The 20086-nt window shown below is 65.0% G+C and carries 15 protein-coding genes and 2 tRNA genes; 6 read left to right on the top strand and 11 right to left on the bottom strand.

Going from position 1 to position 20086, the window contains the following annotated elements:
• Positions 1-193: 193 nt before the first annotated feature.
• The 6 genes from ACQR0U_RS25370 to ACQR0U_RS25345 form a co-directional block, all read right to left on the bottom strand.
• Positions 194-270, bottom strand: a tRNA-Val gene (locus tag ACQR0U_RS25370).
• 185 nt (positions 271-455) lie between these two features.
• On the bottom strand, positions 456-2879 hold the full coding sequence (lon, locus tag ACQR0U_RS25365; protein ID WP_315711533.1) for an endopeptidase La: 2424 nt from the start codon (positions 2877-2879) through the stop codon (positions 456-458).
• Between the two features lie 327 nt (positions 2880-3206).
• Positions 3207-4481 carry an ATP-dependent Clp protease ATP-binding subunit ClpX gene (clpX, locus tag ACQR0U_RS25360; RefSeq protein WP_012044595.1) on the bottom strand — a complete coding sequence of 425 codons (1275 nt, stop codon included), beginning with the start codon at positions 4479-4481 and terminating at the stop codon, positions 3207-3209.
• A gap of 444 nt (positions 4482-4925) precedes the next feature.
• The gene (locus ACQR0U_RS25355; protein WP_315711531.1) at positions 4926-5558 is read right to left on the bottom strand and encodes an ATP-dependent Clp protease proteolytic subunit; all 633 of its coding nucleotides are present in this window, start codon (positions 5556-5558) and stop codon (positions 4926-4928) included.
• Positions 5559-5856: 298 nt separating this feature from the next.
• Complete coding sequence (gene tig, locus ACQR0U_RS25350; protein WP_316165219.1) at positions 5857-7215, bottom strand: trigger factor; 1359 nt, start codon at positions 7213-7215, stop codon at positions 5857-5859.
• Between the two features lie 172 nt (positions 7216-7387).
• Positions 7388-7472 (bottom strand) — tRNA-Leu (locus tag ACQR0U_RS25345).
• Positions 7473-7646: 174 nt separating this feature from the next.
• Between ACQR0U_RS25345 and ACQR0U_RS25340 the strand changes: the two genes are divergently transcribed.
• Positions 7647-8951: a multicopper oxidase family protein gene (locus ACQR0U_RS25340; RefSeq protein ID WP_434843818.1), complete on the top strand. Its 1305-nt coding sequence runs from the start codon at positions 7647-7649 to the stop codon at positions 8949-8951.
• A 27-nt stretch (positions 8952-8978) separates the two neighbouring features.
• Positions 8979-10061 (top strand): enolase C-terminal domain-like protein, encoded by a 1083-nt coding sequence (locus tag ACQR0U_RS25335; RefSeq protein ID WP_316165218.1) that lies wholly within the window; start codon positions 8979-8981, stop codon positions 10059-10061.
• A 177-nt stretch (positions 10062-10238) separates the two neighbouring features.
• Here ACQR0U_RS25335 and ACQR0U_RS25330 read toward each other — a convergent pair whose 3' ends face one another.
• Positions 10239-11738 carry an NAD(P)H-hydrate dehydratase gene (locus ACQR0U_RS25330; RefSeq protein ID WP_315711528.1) on the bottom strand — a complete coding sequence of 500 codons (1500 nt, stop codon included), beginning with the start codon at positions 11736-11738 and terminating at the stop codon, positions 10239-10241.
• Between the two features lie 538 nt (positions 11739-12276).
• On the opposite strand from ACQR0U_RS25330, the gene ACQR0U_RS25325 reads away from it, so the two are divergent.
• From ACQR0U_RS25325 to ACQR0U_RS25315, 3 genes are all read left to right on the top strand, one after another.
• Positions 12277-12615, top strand: a complete 339-nt coding sequence (locus ACQR0U_RS25325) for a P-II family nitrogen regulator (protein ID WP_009027873.1) — start codon at positions 12277-12279, stop codon at positions 12613-12615.
• 222 nt (positions 12616-12837) lie between these two features.
• A complete protein-coding gene (gene glnA / locus ACQR0U_RS25320) occupies positions 12838-14247 on the top strand; it encodes a type I glutamate--ammonia ligase (protein ID WP_006611030.1) in 1410 nt (469 codons plus the stop codon).
• A 218-nt stretch (positions 14248-14465) separates the two neighbouring features.
• Positions 14466-14858, top strand: a complete 393-nt coding sequence (locus tag ACQR0U_RS25315; RefSeq protein WP_315711527.1) for a COG4315 family predicted lipoprotein — start codon at positions 14466-14468, stop codon at positions 14856-14858.
• Positions 14859-15284: 426 nt separating this feature from the next.
• Here the strand turns inward: ACQR0U_RS25315 and ACQR0U_RS25310 are convergent, their stop codons facing one another.
• From ACQR0U_RS25310 to ACQR0U_RS25300, 3 genes are all read right to left on the bottom strand, one after another.
• Positions 15285-15860, bottom strand: a complete 576-nt coding sequence (locus tag ACQR0U_RS25310; RefSeq protein ID WP_410051865.1) for a hypothetical protein — start codon at positions 15858-15860, stop codon at positions 15285-15287.
• A 58-nt stretch (positions 15861-15918) separates the two neighbouring features.
• On the bottom strand, positions 15919-16527 hold the full coding sequence (locus ACQR0U_RS25305; RefSeq protein ID WP_315711525.1) for a hypothetical protein: 609 nt from the start codon (positions 16525-16527) through the stop codon (positions 15919-15921).
• An 82-nt stretch (positions 16528-16609) separates the two neighbouring features.
• Complete coding sequence (locus ACQR0U_RS25300) at positions 16610-17380, bottom strand: gamma-glutamyl-gamma-aminobutyrate hydrolase family protein (protein WP_315711523.1); 771 nt, start codon at positions 17378-17380, stop codon at positions 16610-16612.
• 235 nt (positions 17381-17615) lie between these two features.
• Here ACQR0U_RS25300 and ACQR0U_RS25295 point away from each other — a divergent pair, with 235 nt between their 5' ends.
• On the top strand, positions 17616-18764 hold the full coding sequence (locus tag ACQR0U_RS25295; RefSeq protein WP_315711522.1) for an AI-2E family transporter: 1149 nt from the start codon (positions 17616-17618) through the stop codon (positions 18762-18764).
• Between the two features lie 18 nt (positions 18765-18782).
• Here the strand turns inward: ACQR0U_RS25295 and ACQR0U_RS25290 are convergent, their stop codons facing one another.
• Positions 18783-19952 (bottom strand): M20 aminoacylase family protein, encoded by a 1170-nt coding sequence (locus ACQR0U_RS25290; protein ID WP_316175239.1) that lies wholly within the window; start codon positions 19950-19952, stop codon positions 18783-18785.
• Positions 19953-20086: the final 134 nt, after the last annotated feature.

Genomic DNA, 20086 nt, shown 5'->3' with positions numbered 1-20086 from the left:
ATCATCGTGATCGGGACGTGGGTTTGGCTCAGCCGCCGAGGCTCGATGGCAAGGTGGCTCAGCTTGGAGAGCAGCAGATCGATGAAACCCGACGCACAAACGCGCTTCTGGAGAGTATCGCCATCAGCTTGGAAAATCGACGCACCACAATAGCAGCGTCACCATTGCGAGGGTGCGTCCCAGCGGATGCTAATGGTAGGCGGCGAGAGATTCGAACTCCCGACCCTCTCGGTGTAAACGAGATGCTCTAACCAGCTGAGCTAGCCGCCCTCACGTCGCGCTTCTTTACCCCCTGCCCGATCCTCAATCAACGCCGGAACCACGCGGCGGCAGCGAGAAACCGCCGCAGCGGGAACGGTGGGGGCAGACCACGCACGCTCGAAGGGTCGGTGGCTCGATCCCCCAAACGAAAACGGCGCCCTTACGGGCGCCGTTTCCTTGGATCAGTTCGGACCTCAGTGGGCGGTCAGGCCGCCGGCGGCTTCGTCGCCATCGGCCTTCACCGGGACCTTGGTATCCTCTTCCCAGACGATCGGCACCGGCTTGCGGACCAAGGCCCGGGCGACGACGTCGTCGAGACGGGAGACCGGGATGATCTCCATGCCGCCCTTGATCGCATCGGAAATCTCCGTGAGATCCTTGGCGTTGTCCTCGGGGATCAGCACCGTCTTGATGCCGCCGCGGGCCGCGGCCAGGAGCTTCTCCTTCAGACCGCCGATCGGCAGCACGCGACCACGCAAGGTGATCTCACCGGTCATCGCGACGTCGTGACGGATCGGAATGCCCGTCATGACCGAGATGATTGCGGTTGCCATCGCGACGCCCGCCGACGGACCGTCCTTCGGGGTCGCCCCCTCCGGAACGTGGACGTGGATGTCGCGGCGGTCGAACATCGGCGGCTCGATGCCGTAGACGATCGCCCGCGAGCGGACGTAGGACGCCGCCGCCGAGATCGACTCCTTCATGACGTCGCGCAGATTGCCCGTCACCGTCATCTTGCCCTTGCCGGGCATCATGACGCCTTCAATGGTGAGCAGCTCACCGCCGACATCGGTCCATGCCAGACCCGTGACGATCCCGATCTGATCGTCGCTCTCGATCTCACCGAAGCGGAACTTCGGAACACCCAAGAATTCCTCGACGGTCTTCTCGGTGATCTTCACCGACTTCTTCTTGGACATCATGAGCTCCTTCACGGCCTTGCGGGCCAGTGTGGAAATCTCACGCTCCAGATTACGTACGCCCGCTTCGCGGGTGTAGCGCCGGATCACGAGCAGCAATGCGTCGTCGTCGATCGACCACTCCTTCGAGTCCAGTCCGTGCTTGGAGATCGCGCTGGGGATCAGGTGCTTGCGGGCGATCTCGAGCTTTTCGGTCTCGGTGTAGCCTGCGATGCGGATGATCTCCATGCGGTCCATCAGCGGCCCGGGAATATTCAGCGTATTCGCGGTCGTGATGAACATGACGTTCGACAGGTCGTAGTCGACCTCCAGATAGTGATCGTTGAAGGTCGTGTTCTGCTCGGGGTCCAGGACCTCCAGCAGCGCCGACGACGGGTCACCCCGGAAGTCCGAGCCCATCTTGTCGATCTCGTCCAAGAGGAACAGCGGGTTCGAGGTCTTGGCCTTGCGCATCGACTGGATGATCTTGCCGGGCATCGAGCCGATATAGGTCCGGCGATGACCGCGGATCTCCGCCTCGTCGCGCACGCCGCCCAGCGACACGCGAACGAACTCGCGGCCGGTGGCCTTCGCGATCGACTTGCCGAGCGAGGTCTTGCCGACGCCGGGAGGTCCGACCAGGCACAGGATCGGGCCGGTCAGCTTGTTGGCGCGCGACTGCACCGCCAGATACTCGACGATGCGGTCCTTGACCTTCTCCAGCCCATAGTGATCCGCATCCAGAACCGCCTGCGCGGCCTCCAGATCCTTCTTCACCTTGGACTTCTTGTTCCACGGGATCGACAGCAGCCAATCCAGATAGTTGCGCACGACGGTCGCTTCCGCGGACATCGGCGACATCTGGCGCAGCTTCTTCAGCTCGTGCTGGGCCTTCTCGCGCGCTTCCTTGGAGAGCTTGGTCTTGTTGATGCGCTCTTCCAGATCGGCGAGCTCGTCGCGGCCGTCCTCGTCGCCCAACTCCTTCTGAATGGCCTTCATCTGCTCATTCAGGTAGTACTCGCGCTGGGTCTTCTCCATCTGGCGCTTGACACGCGAGCGGATGCGCTTCTCGACCTGCAGCACCGAGATCTCGCTCTCCATCAGGCCCAGCACCTTCTCCAGGCGCGTGGTGACGGACAGCGTCTCCAGGATGCCCTGGCGATCGGCGATCTTGACGGCGAGATGCGAGGCGACGGTGTCGGCCAGCTTACCGAAATCGGTGATCGACTGAACGACGCCGACGACCTCTGCAGAGATCTTCTTGTTCAGCTTCACATAGCTCTCGAAATCCGACACGACGGAGCGCCCGAGTGCCTCGGCTTCGACCGACTTGGCGTCGGTGTCCTCGAGCGCAACGGCAGTGGCTTCGTAGTAGTCGGCACGATCGGTGTATTTCTCGACGCGCGCGCGCTCCAGGCCCTCGACCAGCACCTTCACGGTGCCGTCGGGCAGCTTCAGGAGTTGCAGCACGCTGGCGAGCGTCCCGGTCTCGTAGATCGCATCCGGAGCTGGATCGTCGTCGGACGCGTTCTTCTGCGTCGCGAGCATCACCAGCGCGTCGTTCTTCATCACCTCTTCGAGGGCGCGGATGGATTTCTCGCGGCCGACGAACAGCGGAACGATGTTGTGCGGGAAGACGACGATGTCGCGGAGCGGCAGAACCGGATAGGCGTGGCTCTCGCCATAAACGATGGTCGGCCGGGGTTTGGGGGTCGTCATGGCCTGTTCCTTTTGTTTAGCCCCCTTGCACGCAGTCCGCCATCGTGCGCAACCGCCACAAGGTGCGATCTGATCCGGACATCACTGACGCGTCGATATCGCCCGCTTGTTTCGGATCGTTGTTGAGGCGAATCCCGGGATTGAGATTTGTATCGCCACGCGACATTAGGTGGCTATCGACCCGGGGGGTGTCAAGTATCGGTAAACACCCGCCAAAAATGGCTTTACGCGGCGGGACGCTGAAACGCTGCGATGCCGCGGACATGACGTCCGCGGCGATCGCCGATCTAATAAATCGAGGTCTTCTGTCTCTCGTACCAGCGCGCCTCACGCGCTGGCGCTGCTTTCCACCGCGCGATCGGAGCGATCGGCGTAAATGTACAGCGGGCGGGCGGTGCCCTCGACCACTTCACGCGAGATGACCACTTCCTCGACACCCTCGAGACCCGGCAGGTCGAACATCGTCTCGAGCAGGATGCTCTCGAGGATCGACCGCAGACCGCGCGCGCCGGTCTTGCGCTCGATGGCCTTGCGCGCCACCGCGCCCAGCGCCTCGTCGGCGAAGGTGAGCTCGATGTTCTCCATCTCGAACAGCCGCTGATACTGCTTCACCAGCGCGTTCTTGGGCTCGGTCAGGATCTTCTTCAGCGAGTTCTCGTCGAGGTCCTCGAGCGTCGCAACGACCGGAAGACGGCCGACGAACTCGGGGATCAGGCCGTACTTCAGGAGATCCTCAGGCTCGACGTGACGGAAGATCTCGCCGGTGCGGCGGTCCTCCGGCGCCAGAACCTGGGCGGCGAAGCCGATCGAGGTCGACCGGCCGCGCGCCGAGATGATCTTCTCGAGGCCGGAGAACGCACCACCGCAGATGAACAGGATGTTGGTGGTGTCGACCTGCAGGAACTCCTGCTGCGGATGCTTGCGGCCGCCCTGCGGCGGAACCGACGCAACCGTACCCTCCATGATCTTGAGCAGCGCCTGCTGGACGCCCTCGCCCGACACGTCGCGGGTGATCGAGGGATTGTCCGACTTGCGACTGATCTTGTCGATCTCGTCGATGTAGACAATGCCACGCTGCGCGCGCTCGACATTGTAGTCGGCCGCCTGCAACAGCTTCAGGATGATATTCTCGACGTCCTCACCGACATAGCCGGCCTCGGTCAGGGTCGTCGCATCCGCCATCGTGAACGGCACGTCCAGGATGCGGGCGAGCGTCTGGGCGAGCAGCGTCTTGCCCGAGCCGGTCGGACCGATCAGCAGGATGTTCGACTTCGCGAGTTCGACGTCCGAGTGCTTGGTCTGGTGATTCAGCCGCTTGTAGTGGTTGTGGACGGCGACCGAGAGCACCTTCTTCGCATGGTTCTGGCCGATGACGTAATCGTCCAGGACCTTGCAGATCTCCTTCGGGGTCGGAATCCCGTCGCGCGACTTGACCAGCGAGGACTTGTTCTCCTCGCGGATGATGTCCATGCAGAGTTCGACGCACTCGTCGCAGATGAAGACGGTTGGACCTGCGATCAGTTTGCGGACTTCGTGCTGGCTCTTGCCGCAGAACGAGCAATATAGCGTGTTCTTCGAGTCGCTCGTGCCGACCTTACTCATTCCTGTCTCCGTCCGCGGTTCGCTCTTGTCCGCTCGTTCGTCCCGATCCGGCACGGGCCGGACCAGACTGGTGAAAGAGCAAATTTCGTACCAAAATTAACACCTTGTTCTTCACCTGTCGTGCACCCACGACCTACGCGAATCCCCCACGATCCATAACTCGACACTCTAGCCAATCATGCTGTCATCCGACTATCAAGAATTCGCTAATCGGAGCACAGACCCTAGACCGTGACATTACCGTGATTTTGGGGCTTGACACGGCAATAACACGCGAAATCAGCGGAGCGTTGCGTGTTTGCCACGCCTATTTGCCGGCCGCACGGCAAGGTTGCGGCTCTTTTGGGACCCTACCTCAGCACCTTTGCCGACCGAAGCCGGTAAAGGAGCCGCCGTTACATCCCCCAGGCCCGTCCATCGGGCCCCGCGTCGCTTACTGTTGGCTCACTTGCCCATCGCCGCCGGATCTTCCGGCCGCTTGTCGATGACCTTGTCGATCAGGCCGAACTCCTGGGCGGCTTCCGCCGTGAGGAACTTGTCGCGCTCCAGGGCGTCCTCAATCGCCTTGTAGGGCTGGCCGGTGTGCTTGACGTAGATCTCGTTCAGCCGCTTCTTCAGGTTCAGGATCTCCTGGGCGTGCAGCATGATATCGGTCGCCTGGCCCTGGAACCCGCCGGACGGCTGATGCACCATGATGCGCGAGTTCGGCAGCGAGAAGCGCATGTCCTTGTGGCCGGCACAGAGCAGCAGCGAGCCCATCGAGGCCGCCTGGCCGGTGCACAGCGTCGACACCGCCGGACGGATGAACTGCATCGTGTCGTAGATCGCGAGGCCCGACGTCACCACGCCACCGGGCGAGTTGATGTACATCGCGATTTCCTTCTTCGGGTTCTCGGCCTCGAGGAACAGGAGCTGAGCGACGATCAGGGTCGCCATGCCGTCCTCGACCGGACCGGTCACGAAGATGATGCGCTCCTTCAGGAGGCGCGAGAAGATGTCGTAGGCGCGCTCGCCGCGGTTGGTCTGTTCGACCACCATAGGCACAAGGTTCATATAGGTTTCGACGGGATCGCGCATGAATCACCCAAGGGTTGGACCAGCAGTTGAGACGACCGGCCGCCGCAGGTGAGGCTCATTTCAACGAGCAGCGACGGACAGGTGTCCCGTGATGCAGAACTTCAAGACCGAGCCCACAGATATGGACCAATTTGCCGGTGACAAGACCGGGTGCCCTGGGCCGCCGCAAGCGAGGTCGTTGCCCTGTTCAAGCTGATTCCCGCGGCGGCGGCCAGCGCCGGAACCTGGACGACCGGCGCTTTCGCCGGTCAACCTTAATCTCGCGCTTATGTCGCGAACCCTACGATGGACAGCCTGTTCAGGCCGCCTTGTCGCTGTCGTCGTCCTTGAACAGCTCGTCCTTGGAGACCTTCTTCTCGGTCACGTTGGCGAGTTCGAGGATGAAGTCGACGACCTTGTCCTCGTAGATTGGCGCGCGCAGCTGCGCGAGCGCCTGCGGGTTGCTGCGATAGAAGTCCCAGACCTCCTTCTCGCGGCCCGGCATCGAGCGCGCACGCTCGATCACGGCGCGGCTGACCTCGTCGTCGGTCACGGTGATCTTGTTCTTCTCGCCGATCTCCGACAGCACGAGGCCGAGGCGCACGCGGCGGTCGGCGATGGTGCGGTACTCCTCCTTCGCCTTGTCCTCGGTGGTGTTCTCGTCGGCGAAGGTCTTGCCGCTGGAATCCATCTCGGCCTTGACCGAGTTCCACATCAGGTTGAACTCCTCGTCGATCAGCGACGGCGGCGCATCGAACTTGTGGGTCTCGTCGAGACGGTCGAGCAGCGCGCGCTTGACGCGCTGGCGGGTCGCCTGGCTGAACTCGCCGGCGAGACGATCGCGCATCAACTGCTTCAGCTTGTCGAGCGATTCGAGGCCGAGCGTCTTGGCGAACTCATCGTCCACCACCTTGTCTTCGGGCGCCTCGATGGCGGTGGCGGTGGTTTCGAACTCCGCCGCCTTCCCGGCCAGCTCGTTGTTGAGATAATTGGTCGGGAACGTGACCTTCAGCGTGCGGGTCTCGCCGACGCCGATACCGATCAGCTGGTCCTCGAAGCCGGGAATGAAGGTGTTCGAGCCGATCACGACGTCGATGCCCTCACCCGTGCCGCCCTCGAAGGCGACGCCGTCGATCGTGCCCTTGAAGTTGATCTTCACGCGGTCACCGCTCGCCGCCTTCGCGCTCTCGGCCTTCGCCGCGTAGCTGCGGTTGGCATCCGCCAGGCGCTTGATCGCCTCGTCGACATCGGCATCGGTGATGTCGGCCACCGGCTTCTCGACCGAGAAGGTCTTGAAGTCGGCGAGCGCAATCGCCGGCACGACCTCGACGGCCACGGTGTAGGTCAGGTCCGACTGGCCGGAGAGGATCTTCTCGACCTCGGCCTCCTCCGTCGGCATCGTCACCTTCGGCTCGGTGGCGAGGCGGAAGCCGCGCTCGGTGAAGATCTGCGTGTTGGTGTCGCGGATGGTCTGGTCGATGGTCTCCGCCATGACCGACTTGCCATAGATCTTCTTCAGATGCGCGACCGGCACCTTGCCGGGGCGGAAGCCGTTGATGCGGACCTTGTCCTTGAGATCGACCAGCTTGGCGTCCGCCTTGGCGTCGAGATCCGCCGCCGGAACGCTGATCTGGAACTCGTGCTTCAAGCCTTCCGACAAGGTTTCTGTGACCTGCATGGCGTCAATCTTCTTCCGCTTCGGTCCGAACCCTTGCGATCCGGACACATCTGACTCAATTGTGGACGACGCGCAGCAAAAGGCTTTGCGCCGGTGGGATCGGCGGCCCCGCTTCTCTGTGCGAGAGAGCGGGTCTGCCGGTAAAACTTGGGGCAAACGCCGGAGAAGCGCTTGGTGCGGGCGGAGGGACTCGAACCCCCACAACTTTCGTCACTGGAACCTAAATCCAGCGCGTCTACCAGTTCCGCCACGCCCGCGTGAACTGCATCGATAGCCCGGCCGCGGTGCCGCGGGCGGCGCGGCTTATACCACGCACGAAACCGTCCGCAGCAAAAAAATGGGCTGTCGAAAGCACCACCGGCAGGCCGATCGACCGTGTCGCACGCACAGATAAGGGAAAACAGCATGATCCGCATCCCCCTCATCGCACGATGTTTTGTCGCATGACGGAACCGTCGGAGGGGCTCAGCCGCCGCGCCCTGCTCGGCGGCCTTGCGGCAGCCGGCGCGGCCTCGTTTACCCGCTCGGCTCGGGCCGGTGGCCGAATCTCGGTTTCGTTGAACGCTCGCGGCGAATCTCTGGTGCTGGCCCAGGGACGCTCGGCCAGCCCGCTCTGGCGGCTGGCTGCACCGGCCCCGGTGGTCCGGCTCGCCCGCGGCACGGCGCTCGATCTTGACCTTTCGAATGGCCTTTCGATCCCGGCCGCATTGTCCAGCCGCGGCCTCGCTTTGCCCGCACCGCTGCTGGCGCAGGCGGAGATCGGCCCCGGCGGCCGGGCCACCATTCCAGCCCTGGCGTCGCGCGCCGGGACCGGCCTGCTCGACCTGCGGCTGCTCGCCGACGCCGTGCCGATCCGCCCGCTGCCTGTCATCGTCGATGAGGCCGCGACGGTAACTGTCGACCGCGACGAAATTTTCCTGGTCGAGGATTTCAGGCTCAAGGCGGACGGCACCGCGGTTGCGCCAAGAACCGAAGCGCAAGACACCGAGCTCATCTACACCGTCAATGGGCACGTCCAGCCCGAGATCGCGCTGCGGACCCATGAGCGGGTCAGGCTGCGGTTCATCAACGGCTGTCAACGCGCTGTGATTGCGATCAAAATCGCCGACCTCGACGCCGTCCGCGTGATGGCCATCGACGGCCAGCCGGCCGAGCCTTTCCTGGCTCGAAATGGCGCGGTGGTGCTGCCGCCCGGCGGCCGCACCGACGTCTTCATCGACATGCCCGCCGCCAAGACGGTGCTGGCCGTGCTGCTGCACGACGGCAGCAATCCGCGTCCCCTCGCCCGGCTGGTGGCATCGAGCGAGCCGCCGCTCCGTGCCGCCCCACTGCCGCCGGCGCCGCCTTTGCCGTCGAACGGGTTGCCGGACAAGCTGGACCTGAGGACCGCCGCTCGGGCCGAGCTCGCGCTCGACGGCGCCGGCTGGCAACCGCCCGCCGCGTTCAACGCCGCCGGCGCCCCCACCTTCCAGGCCAAGGCCGGCCAAGTGGTCGTGCTGGCATTGGCGAACAAGACCGCCGGCACCCATGTGGTCCACCTTCATGGCCAGCCGTTTCGGCTGCTCGACCGGCTCGACGACGGCTGGAAGCCCTATTGGCTCGACACGCTGGCGCTGGAGGCCGGCCAGACCCAGCGCATTGCATTCCTTGCCGAGCAATCCGGCCGGTTCCTGGTCGAGAGCATGGCGACCAACTGGGCGGCGCCGCGGCTGCTGCGGTGGTATGAGATCAGGTGAGGAAACGAACCTGAGGGAACAGTCCCCATGACCACTGCCGCCATCACCGGGGTCACGGCGCGCGCCGTGATCACGCCCATGAAGCGCCCCCTGCGCAACGCGTTCGGGATCATCGACTCCGGACCGCTGGTGCTGATCGACGTCGCAACCGATCAGGGGGTTACCGGCCATTCCTACCTGTTCGCTTACACCAGGCTCGCCTTGAAACCGCTGCTGCATCTGGTCGAGGAGATCGGCCGAGAGCTCAAGGGCCAAGCCCTGGTCCCGTTCGACCTGATGAAACTCATGGACGCCAAATTCCGCCTGCTCGGCTGGCAGGGCCTCGTCGGCATGGCCGTCTCGGGCCTCGACATGGCGTTCTGGGATGCGCTCGGTCAGCTCGCGGGCAAGCCCGTCGTCGAGCTGCTCGGCGGCACGGCGCGGCCGATTCCGGCCTATGACAGCTATGGCGTGCTCGATGCCAAGGACGACGAGCGCACCTTGCGCGCCGCGCGCGACGAGCACGGCTTCCGCGCCATCAAGACCAAGGGCGGTCATGGCGATCTCGCGACCGACGAAGCGATGATCAAGGGCCTGCGCGCCCTGCTCGGCCCGGACATGGCGCTGATGCTCGACTTCAACCAGTCGCTCGATCCCGCTGAGGCGACACGTCGAATTACCAACCTTGCCGCCTACGACCTGACCTGGATCGAGGAGCCGGTGCCGCAGGAAAACCTCTCCGGCCATGCCCGGGTGCGCGAGCGCTCGGAGATCCCGATCCAGGCCGGCGAAAACTGGTGGTTTCCGCGCGGCTTTGCCGAGGCGATCGCCGCCGGCGCCTCCGACTTCATCATGCCCGACCTGATGAAGGTCGGCGGCATCACCGGCTGGCTCAACGTCGCGGGGCAAGCCGACGCCGCCTCGATCCCGATGTCGAGCCACATCCTGCCCGAGGCGAGCGCCCATGTGCTGGCAGTGACGCCGACGGCGCACTGGCTCGAGGTGCTGGACTTCGCCGGCGCCATTCTCGCCGAGCCGCTGCGGGTGGTGGATGGCAAGGTGACAGCCAAAGGTCCCGGCCTCGGCCTCGCCTGGAACGAGAGCGCGGTGGCGAAATATCAGGTGACGTGAGCACAGCCAAGAGCAGGACGCGCCGTCGCCGCCTCACCCTCAACTGTCATCACCCGTACCCGCGACCGGGCGATCCGGTACGCCGAGACATCGGTGGCTAAATCGATAGGCCGCGGCGTACTGGATGCCCGCCTTCGCGGGCATGACAGCGTGGTTGAGGCGACGACTCGCCCCTAATCAATACTCGACGCCGAACCGGTCATAGAGCCGCCGGAACACCGCAGGCAAGGTCTCCGTCAGATCCTCCGCGATCAGCCCCGGTCCCGCCTCGTTGCCCGCCTCGCCATGCATCCAGACGCCGATGCAGGCGGCCTCGAACGCCGGCACACCCTGCGCCAGCAAGCCGGCGATGATGCCGGCGAGCACGTCGCCGGCGCCGGCGGTGGCGAGCCAGGGCGGCGCGTTGGCGGCGATCGCGGCGCGGCCGTCGGGCGCGGCCACCGTCGTGTCGGCGCCCTTCAACAGCACCACGGCGCCGCAGCGCGCGGCCGCCGCGCGGACGCGCTCCAGCTTGGAGCGGCCGGGATGCTTGTTGCTGAGATCCGAGAACAGCCGCGGGAATTCGCCCTCGTGCGGCGTCAGCACGATCTGCGCCTCGGTCATCGCCCTGATCTGCTCGAACAACCGCTCCGGCGCATCGGCGAAGCTCGTCAATGCGTCGGCATCGAGCACGAGATGACGCTGCGCCGTCAGCGCGGTGTAGACGAGGTCGCGCGTGCGCTCGCTGACGCCGGTGCCGGGTCCGATGATGCAGGTGTTGTAGCGCTTGTCGCCGAGCAGCTCGCCGAACTCGATCGCGGTGTCAGCGGCGCGCACCATCACCGCCGTCAGCGCCGCAGCATTGACCGCCAGCGCATCGCGCGGCGAGGCCAGCGTGACCAGGCCGGCGCCCGCCCGCAATGCGGCCCGCGCGGCCATCCGCGCCGCGCCCGTGGCGGTGACGTCGCCGGACATCGCCAGCACGTGCCCGCGGGCGTATTTGTGGCCGTCGATGCGTGGCACCGGAAAATGGCCCTGCCACAGCTCGGGATCGTTCTCGAAGGCCTGCGGCCTGATCTCGGCGAGCACCTGGGGATCGATGCCGATGTCGGCGAGCCGGACGCGCCCGCAATGCTGGCGGCCCGGCAGCAGCAGGTGCGCCGGCTTCTTGCGGAAGAAGGTCACCGTCTCGGTGGCGCGGACCGCGATGCCCATCACCGCGGCCGTGGTGCCGTTGATGCCGCTCGGCAGGTCGACGGCGAGCACCGGCGCGCCATTGCCGTTGATCGCTGCGATGACGTCATGGGGCTCGCCGGTGACGGGCCGGCTGAGACCTGCGCCGAACAGCGCGTCGATGATCAGCGCCGGCTTGCCGATCGCCTGCGGCGTGAACGGCAGCACCGGAAACTTCCAGCCCTTGGCGGCGGAGGCCGCGTCGCCGTGCAGCGCGTCGCGCTCGCACATCAGGATGACCGACACGTCCCTGCCCTGCGCGGCGAGCTCGGCCGCGGCAACGAAGCCGTCGCCGCCATTGTTGCCCGGCCCACACACGACCACGATCGGCCCGGTCTCGACCAGGTCCATGGCCGCCTCGGCCACCGCCTGTCCGGCGCTCAGCATCAGCGAAAAGCCCGGCGTGCCGGCCGCGATGGTCAGCCGGTCGGCGCGCTCCATTTCGCTCGTGGTCAAGATGTCCATTACCGCTCTCGTCCCCAGCCGCCGTCCTGCGCCGGCTGCGTGATGTCGTCCCCGTCGCCTCGCAGCGGACGTCGGCGCCCCGTCCCTCGGAGCCGGTGCGGGCGAATCCCGCGCTCCCTATTGCCGCGCCAGCCCGCAACTTCCAAGGGCGCTGCACATCTGGCAAGACGCGACGAAACCCGGCACGTCGCCTTTTCCCTGGGCATTTCGGACAGCGCGCGGCTCCGCCGTCAAGACTTGCACAATGTTTGATCTGTTTGCCTAATCTCAAGGCTCCGGTATTCTAGACGTTCCTTGAGGGAATCGTCGGGTGCTGGTGAAATGCCTGAATATCGGCTCCATTTGGGCCCGTTAACGACTTGGCATAGACCCTGCTTTTGTGGAGCCACTTCGGCACGGGGCAAGTCGGGCAATCAATCACCGGGCCTCCGCCGGAGAGTGTTGGGCCCGGTAACGAAATGATCGAACGACTTGCGCGTGGGCGCAGCCTGACGATGACCCACATGTTGTTTATAGCGGAATGCCCGGGAGGCGCTCAGTGAAGAAGATCGAAGCCATCATCAAGCCGTTCAAGCTCGACGAGGTGAAGGAGGCGCTTCAGGAGGTGGGACTTCAGGGCATCACCGTTACCGAAGCGAAGGGTTTCGGCCGGCAAAAAGGCCATGCCGAGCTTTACCGGGGCGCCGAATACATCGTTGATTTCCTGCCCAAGGTGAAGATCGAGATCGTGATCGGCGACGACCTGGTCGAGCGCGCGATCGAGGCGATCCGCCGCGCCGCCCAGACCGGCCGCATCGGCGACGGCAAGATCTTCGTGTCCAACATCGAGGAAGCCATCCGCATCCGAACCGGAGAATCCGGGCTGGACGCGATCTAGCCTGACCGGGGGGCCTCAACGGACCGTCCGCTCCGGGCCCCCCACGGAACGTTTGCTGCGCCAGCAGCCCCCACGGCAGCTCGAGTGTCCTCTGCGAGGCGCTTGCACGCGGCCGTTTTGCCGTTTCCGATGTTGTCTTGGCTCCCGCACGAGGCTATGGAGCATGACCCGCGGACGCCGTCCCGCGCCGGGCCGTGACGTTATAAGCCAAGAGGGGTATTCATGAAGACCGCCAAGGACGTCTTGAAAGCAATCAAGGACAATGACGTCAAATACGTCGACCTCCGCTTCACCGACCCGCGGGGCAAGTGGCAGCACGTCACCTTCGACGTCAGCATGATCGACGAAGACATTTTTGCCGAAGGCACGATGTTCGACGGCTCCTCGATCGCCGGCTGGAAGGCGATCAATGAATCCGACATGTGCCTGATGCCCGACCCGGTGACCGCGACGATCGATCCGTTCTTCGCCGAAACCACCATGATCATCACCTGCGACGTGCTCGAGCCGACCACCGGCGAGCCGTACAACCGCGACCCCCGCGGCATCGCCAAGAAGGCCGAGGCGATGGTGAAGTCGATGGGCGTGGGCGACACCGTGTTCGTCGGCCCCGAGGCCGAGTTCTTCGTATTCGACGACGTGCGCTACAGCTCGTCGCCCTACAACACCGGCTTCCGCCTGGACTCCTCGGAGCTGCCGACCAACTCCGACACCGAATATGAGGGCGGCAATCTCGGCCACCGCATCCGCACCAAGGCGGGCTACTTCCCGGTGCCGCCGCAGGACTCGGTGCAGGACATGCGCTCGGAGATGCTCGGCGCCATGGCCCGCATGGGCGTCAAGGTCGAGAAGCACCATCACGAGGTCGCCTCGGCCCAGCACGAGCTCGGCATGAAGTTCGACACGCTGACCTTGATGGCCGACCAGATGCAGATCTACAAATACTGCATCCATCAGGTCGCCCACATCTACGGCAAGACCGCCACCTTCATGCCGAAGCCGGTCTATGGCGACAACGGTTCGGGCATGCACGTCCACCAGTCGATCTGGAAGGACGGCAAGCCGGTGTTCGCGGGCAACAAGTATTCCGACCTGTCGGAGACCTGCCTGTCCTACATCGCCGGCATCATCAAGCACGCCAAGGCCATCAACGCCTTCACCAACCCGTCGACCAACTCCTACAAGCGTCTGGTCCCGGGCTATGAGGCGCCGGTGCTGCTCGCCTACTCCGCGCGCAACCGCTCGGCGTCCTGCCGCATCCCCTACACCTCGTCGCCGAAGGCCAAGCGCGTCGAGGTCCGCTTCCCCGATCCGCTCGCCAATCCCTATCTCGGCTTTGCCGCGATGCTGATGGCCGGCCTCGACGGCGTGAAGAACAAGCTCGATCCGGGCCCGGCGATGGACAAGGACCTCTACGACCTGCCGAAGGAAGAGCTGAAGCAGATCCCGACCGTCTGCGGCAGCTTGCGCGAGGCGCTCGAGAACCTCGACAAGGACCGCGCCTTCCTGAAGGCCGGCGGCGTGTTCGACGACGACTTCATCGACAGCTACATCGCGCTGAAGATGACCGAGGTCGAGCGCTTCGAAATGACCCCGCACCCGGTCGAGTTCGACATGTACTACTCGGGCTGACAGCCCGATTGATCGGCGGATGACGACACCAGGGCGCCCCTCACGGGGCGCCCTTTTCATTGGTGTCGCAGTGCCGTGCTGCGAATGCCAAGGCCGGCATGAGCGCCAGAACGGCGGTACGACATTCCTCCCAATGACGAATAGGGACAGGCGCAAGGAATAGATCGGGCCGGAATGAGTTTCTATCCCTGTGATCCACATGCATTGGGAGATTTCGAATGACCAGGCTTTCGATCTCGCGCCTCTTCCTGACCGCCGCAATCTCACTCGCGGCGATCTCGTCCGCCAGCGCGGCGCCTCCAACCAAGAGCGGCAGCAGCACGAAGGGTGACATCCTCACCGACAACAAGGGCATGACGCTCTACACGTTCGACAAGGACGTCGACGGCAAATCAGCCTGCAACGGTCCCTGCGCGACCAACTGGCCGGTCCTGAAAGCCGAAGCCAGCGACAAGGCCGACGCCAACTACACCATCATCACCCGGGACGACGGCTCCAGGCAGTGGGCTTACAAGGGCAAGCCGCTCTACACCTTCGCCAAGGATCAGAAGCCCGGCGACATCACAGGCGACGGCTTCCTGAACAACGCCTGGCATCTCGCAAAGCCCTGAGCGGAGCTGCGCTCTCGCCACGCGCGGGACGAACTGCACGGATTGGGCTTGGCCGTAGGAGACGGCCGCTCTCGGAGAATCCGCCGGACGCGCCTGCGACCGGCGCCCATTGACGAGCGCTGCGTTGTCGTGGCTATCGAGAAACGCGGCAAGCTTTCCTGATGGAGATCTTGCCGCACCACCCCTGCCCCCAGCGCCCTTCACCGGGCGCCCTTTGTTGGTGGCTGCTCATCTGCGATGATCCAACGGGACTCGTCCTTCGAGACGCTCGGCTATCGCCAAGCTCCTTAAGGATGAGGAGATGGAGGTCGCGCGAGGCCGTGGTTTCTCCTCATGGTGAGGAGGCGCGCGCCCATGAGTCAATGAGATCATCCGACAGAAGTGCGCGCCGTCTCGAACCATGAGGCCCGAGGGCGCACTCAGCCGCTATTTCTCGGGAAACCTCACCACGATCTGCTCGACCACCGGTCCCCATTTGCGCAACTCCGCCTTGTCGGATGCGATGCGATCACCGATCGGATTTCCCTCGTGGTCGTCACTGCCGAAGCGAACGCTGACGGAGCATCCACCCGGCAAAGGACGGCTCAGCGTGCCGCCTTTCCAGTCGACAACGAAGCCGCCACCATCGGTGAAGAACTCGCGGATCAGAAACGGCCTGCCATTGATCTTCTGCACCTCGGCCAAAGTGGAGCCGAGCGTCACGCCGGCAACGTTCCAATGACTCGTCTTGGAGTCGATCAAGGTGAGACGTGACACCCGCCGCATCGTCTCGTCAGCAAAGCCGATCTCGATACGCCAGTCCGGCACTTTTGGCGACAGCACGACGCCTTGATAGGTGATGTCCTCCACCCCGGTGAACAACTGGTCGTCTGTCACCGCCTCCTGGCCGTAGCGCTGCATCAGGCTCTTGGCGGAGTCCGTGACCGACACCGGCGAGGTGCAGGTGATCGGCCCATCGGCAGGCGGCGCGGTCTGTGCCCATGCCGGCGCAGCCAGAAGCATCAACAACAAGCTCGTTCGGCGCATGCTCATCCCGGTCAGTCCTGCGACTATGAAGCCATCACTTCGCGGCGAAATTGATGCCGATCTCGGTGACGACGGGCGCGAATTTCACCAGCGCCGGATTGTCGGACGACACCTTCACGCCATCGCCCGAGAGCGCTCGCGGTGGGTCCTTGTCCTTGCCGAAGCGCACGGTGATCGAGCAGCCGCCCGGCAGGATGCGTCCCAGCGCGCCGTTCTTGAAGTCGGTGACGAAGCCGCCATAGTCCCAGCCGAAGCCGCTCACGACGAACGACTTGCCATTGGCCTTCTGGACCTCGACGAGGCTGGCCCCGATGGTGATGCCGGCCACGCTCCAGCGGCTCGTCTTGGCCGTATCGCGCAAGGTGAGCCCGGACACCGTCGCGACCTTATCGTCGATGAAGCCGACCTCGATGCGCCGGTCCATCGCCCGCGGAAACAGCACGAGGCCCTTGTAGGTCTCGCCCTCGGCGCCCGGCAGATCCTGAACCACGGCCTCGTCGCCATAGCGCTGCTTGAGGCTGTTTGCCGAATCGGTGGCCGCGACCGGCGACGAGCAGGTGATCGGGCCTTCCATCGGCGGCGTGCCTTGGGCCAAGGCCGGAGCGGCGCGGAGCACAATGGCGACAGTCAGGACGTGGCGCATCACGGTTTCCTTGTGACGAGCTCACGATGAGCCGTCTCTGCAGCTTCGTCTGCCGTTTTGGAAACCCGGTTCAGCCCCGACGTCAGGATGACAGATGCCGCTTCCTCACCGCCTTACCGAACGCCTCGAACAGCTTGCGATTGATCGGGTTCTTCTGCGGGTCATATTCGGCATGCCATTGCACGCCGAGCGCAAAGGATGGCGCGTCCGCGATGCGGATGGCCTCGATGGTGCCGTCCTCGGCGATGCCCTCGATCACGACGCGGTCGCCCGGCTCCAGGATGCCCTGACCATGCAGCGAATTGACCTTGATGCTGTCGCAACCGAGGATGCTGGCGAAGGCACCGCCCGGCGTGAGCCGCACCTCGTGGCGATCGGCGAACACGACGTTGGGATCGGGATGGATCTCGCCGTTCTCCAACCTGGGCATGCGGTGGTTCATGCGGCCGGGAATCTCGCGGATCTCCGGATGCAGCGAGCCGCCGAAGGCGACGTTCATCTCCTGCAAGCCGCGGCAGATGCCGAACAGCGGGATGCCTCTGGAGACGCAGGCTTCCGACAACTGCAGCGCGACCTCGTCGCGGTGGACGTCGTAGGGCTCGTGCTTGAGGCTCGGCTCGGTGTTGAAGCGGGTCGGGTGCACGTTGGCGCGGGCGCCGGTCAGCACCACGCCGTCGACGACATCGAGCAGCGCGGCGATGTCGGTGATCTCGGGAACACCGGCAAACATCAGCGGTAGCGCGCCCGCGACCTCGGCCACGGCGCTCAGGTTGCGCTCGCCCACCATCTGCACGGTGAACCTGTTCTCGACGCGATGGCTGTTGCCGATCACGCCGACCACCGGACGTTTCATTGTTTTTGTTTCTCTCCCCTCTTATGTGGCCGTTGGCGGCCGCGTCCGCCAGTGTGGCAGGCACAAATCATGCCTGCGTCGCACGGCAGGATCAACATATGGCCACGCGGGTCCCCAATGCCAATTCCGGACACCCCCGCAAGCGTCCTGCAGCGCCCCGCTTCCCCAAGCCTGCGCTTGATCCGCCAGCCGTTTTCGCCAATGTGTGGGGGCCGATCAGCACAGAGGATGCCTCATGACCGCCCCCGCCGACCCACGCCTCCAGGCCCGCAGCGACCTGGCCTGGGCCATTGCCGTGGGCGGCATCGGGGTAACCCTGTTCATGGCCGGCATGGCCTTCACCTGGTATTACGCGGCTGCGATCTTCCTGTTGTTCGCGGGCATGCTGCTCGGCGTCGCGCTCAACGCGATGACCAGCCTGCTCGGCCGCGTCCTGCCCTGGCCGCATCCGGCGCGGCTCGTCATCGTCTGCCTGGCGCTCGCGGCCGTGCTCGTCGGCATCGTCTTCCTCGGCGGCACCACCATCGCGGACCAGGCCAAGGTGCTGAGCGATACGATCAAGTCGCAGCTCGGCAACATCAAGGGCTTCCTCGACCGCAACGGCATCGACACCAGCTTCTTCGACTTCAACGCCGCGAGCACGGCCACTGCCGCGCCTGATGGCGGCTCGACCACACCGACCCAGACGCCGTCCCATGGCCTGCCGGGCGGCCTGCCCTCGCCGAGCGCGCTGGCCTCCTCCGGCGGCGCCATCGTCAGCCAGACCTTCAAGCTGCTGCTCGGCACCGTCAGCGCCGTCGGCAACTTCTTCATAGTGTTGTTCCTGGGATTGGCCTTCGCGGCCCAGCCGGCGGTCTACCGCAGCGGATTGCTTTTCCTGGCGCCGGCGAAGTACCGCGACCAGGCCACCGTGATCGTGGACCGCATCAGCTACACGCTGGAGCGCTGGCTGATCGCCCAGATCACGACGATGTTCGCCGTGTTCCTCGTCACCTGGATCGGCCTCGCCATCATCGGCGTGCAGAGCTCGTTCATCCTGGGCATCCAGGCCGGCCTGTTGGCCTTCATTCCGACCGTCGGCGCCATCATCGCCGGCGTCATCGTGGTGCTGGCGAGCCTCGCCTCCGGCTGGGTCGCTGCGGTCAGCGCCTTCGTGCTGTTCCTCGGCGTGCACGCGATGGAGAGCTACGTGCTGACGCCGCTGATCCAGCGCCAGGCGCTGGACATCCCGCCGGCCACGCTGTTTGCGTTCCAGATCCTGCTCGGCATCGTGTTCGGCGTCTGGGGCCTGACCCTGGCGCTGCCGCTGATGGCGATCGCCAAGGTCATGATCGACTATTTCAAGAGCGACCGCCGCACCGAGGACGCCGCGGCCGCGATCTGAGGCCCGGTCAGAGCCCGCTCAGCCGGCCGGCATCGCGGTCTCGACCAGCTTGGCCCAATAGCTGATGCCGTGCGGGATCACGTCGTCGTTGAAATCATATTCCGGGTGATGCACGCCGGCCCCATCGCCGATGCCCATGAAGACGAACGCGCCGGGCCGCGCCTGCAGCATGTAGGCGAAGTCCTCGCCGCCGAGCCGGGGCGGCATGTCGATGATGACCTGATCCGGCCCGACGACGCTGCGCGCCACGTCGGCCGCGAACGCGGTCTGCTCTGCATGGTTGATGACGACCGGATAGCCCCATTCGTAGTCGATCTCCGCCTCCACGCCCATGCCGCTCGCGAGCGCCGTCACCAGGCCCTTGAAGCGTTCGTCCATCAAGCGGCGGATGTCCTCATCGAGCGTGCGCACGGTGCCGCCGATGACGGCGGTCTGCGGAATGATGTTGTCGGCGGTCGTCCCCGCGTGAAAGCGCGTGATCGACAGCACCGCGCTTTCGACCGGATCGACGTTGCGCGCCACGATCGTCTGCAGCGCGGTCACGATCTGCGCGCCGGCGATGATCGGATCGACGCATTTGTTCGGCCGCGCGGCATGGCCGCCGAGGCCCTTCAGGCGCACCTCGAAAGTGTCGGCCGCGGCCATCACCGCGCCGGTGCGCGTCGCGACCGTTCCGAGCGGCAGGCCCGGCGCATTGTGCAGGCCGTAGACCTCCTCGATGCCGAAGCGTTCCATCAGGCCATCCTCGACCATCGCACGGCCACCGGCCCCGCCCTCCTCGGCCGGCTGGAAGATGACGATGGCCGTGCCGGCGAAGTTGCGCGTCTCGGCGAGATAGCGCGCCGCGCCCAGCAGCATGGCGGTGTGGCCGTCATGGCCGCAGGCGTGCATCTTGCCGGGAATGGTGGACTTGTGCGGGATGTCGCTGACCTCCTGCAGCGGCAGCGCGTCCATGTCGGCGCGCAGGCCGATCACCCGCGGCGACGACTCGCGGCCGCGGATGACGCCGACGACGCCGGTCCGGCCGATGCCGGTGACGACCTCGTCGACACCGAACGAGGTCAAGAGCTCGGCGACGCGCCCGGCCGTCCGATGCACCTCATATTGGAGCTCGGGATGCTGGTGGAAATCGCGGCGCCAGACCTTGGCGTCTTCCGCCAGCTCGGCGGCGCGGTTGATGATCGGCATGACGGAGTTCCAGAAAATGGGGAGCGCGTCATGGCGACGCGCATGTCATCTCATTGCATGTCGGGCCACGGCAAAAGACAAGCGCTATCAGCACATGCAATGCTGCACGGGCTGCATTGCCGCGGCGACGCGGC

Origin of the sequence: Bradyrhizobium sp. HKCCYLRH3097 (assembly GCF_051167875.1) — a bacterium.
Lineage (GTDB): Bacteria > Pseudomonadota > Alphaproteobacteria > Rhizobiales > Xanthobacteraceae > Bradyrhizobium.
The sequence above is the reverse complement of the archived record's forward strand: the minus strand, read 5'-3'. Positions and strand labels throughout refer to the sequence as shown.

Coding starts and splice junctions, on each gene's coding strand:
- clpX (WP_012044595.1), bottom strand. CDS start 4,481: ATGAGTAAGGTCGGCACGAGCGACTCGAAGAACACGCTATATTGCTCG.
- ACQR0U_RS25355 (WP_315711531.1), bottom strand. CDS start 5,558: ATGCGCGATCCCGTCGAAACCTATATGAACCTTGTGCCTATGGTGGTC.
- ACQR0U_RS25330 (WP_315711528.1), bottom strand. CDS start 11,738: ATGGACATCTTGACCACGAGCGAAATGGAGCGCGCCGACCGGCTGACC.
- glnA (WP_006611030.1), top strand. CDS start 12,838: ATGAAGACCGCCAAGGACGTCTTGAAAGCAATCAAGGACAATGACGTC.
- ACQR0U_RS25295 (WP_315711522.1), top strand. CDS start 17,616: ATGACCGCCCCCGCCGACCCACGCCTCCAGGCCCGCAGCGACCTGGCC.
- ACQR0U_RS25290 (WP_316175239.1), bottom strand. CDS start 19,952: ATGCCGATCATCAACCGCGCCGCCGAGCTGGCGGAAGACGCCAAGGTC.
- lon (WP_315711533.1), bottom strand. CDS start 2,879: ATGACGACCCCCAAACCCCGGCCGACCATCGTTTATGGCGAGAGCCAC.
- ACQR0U_RS25315 (WP_315711527.1), top strand. CDS start 14,466: ATGACCAGGCTTTCGATCTCGCGCCTCTTCCTGACCGCCGCAATCTCA.
- ACQR0U_RS25310 (WP_410051865.1), bottom strand. CDS start 15,860: ATGCTTCTGGCTGCGCCGGCATGGGCACAGACCGCGCCGCCTGCCGAT.
- ACQR0U_RS25305 (WP_315711525.1), bottom strand. CDS start 16,527: ATGCGCCACGTCCTGACTGTCGCCATTGTGCTCCGCGCCGCTCCGGCC.
- tig (WP_316165219.1), bottom strand. CDS start 7,215: ATGCAGGTCACAGAAACCTTGTCGGAAGGCTTGAAGCACGAGTTCCAG.
- ACQR0U_RS25300 (WP_315711523.1), bottom strand. CDS start 17,380: ATGAAACGTCCGGTGGTCGGCGTGATCGGCAACAGCCATCGCGTCGAG.
- ACQR0U_RS25340 (WP_434843818.1), top strand. CDS start 7,647: ATGTTTTGTCGCATGACGGAACCGTCGGAGGGGCTCAGCCGCCGCGCC.
- ACQR0U_RS25335 (WP_316165218.1), top strand. CDS start 8,979: ATGACCACTGCCGCCATCACCGGGGTCACGGCGCGCGCCGTGATCACG.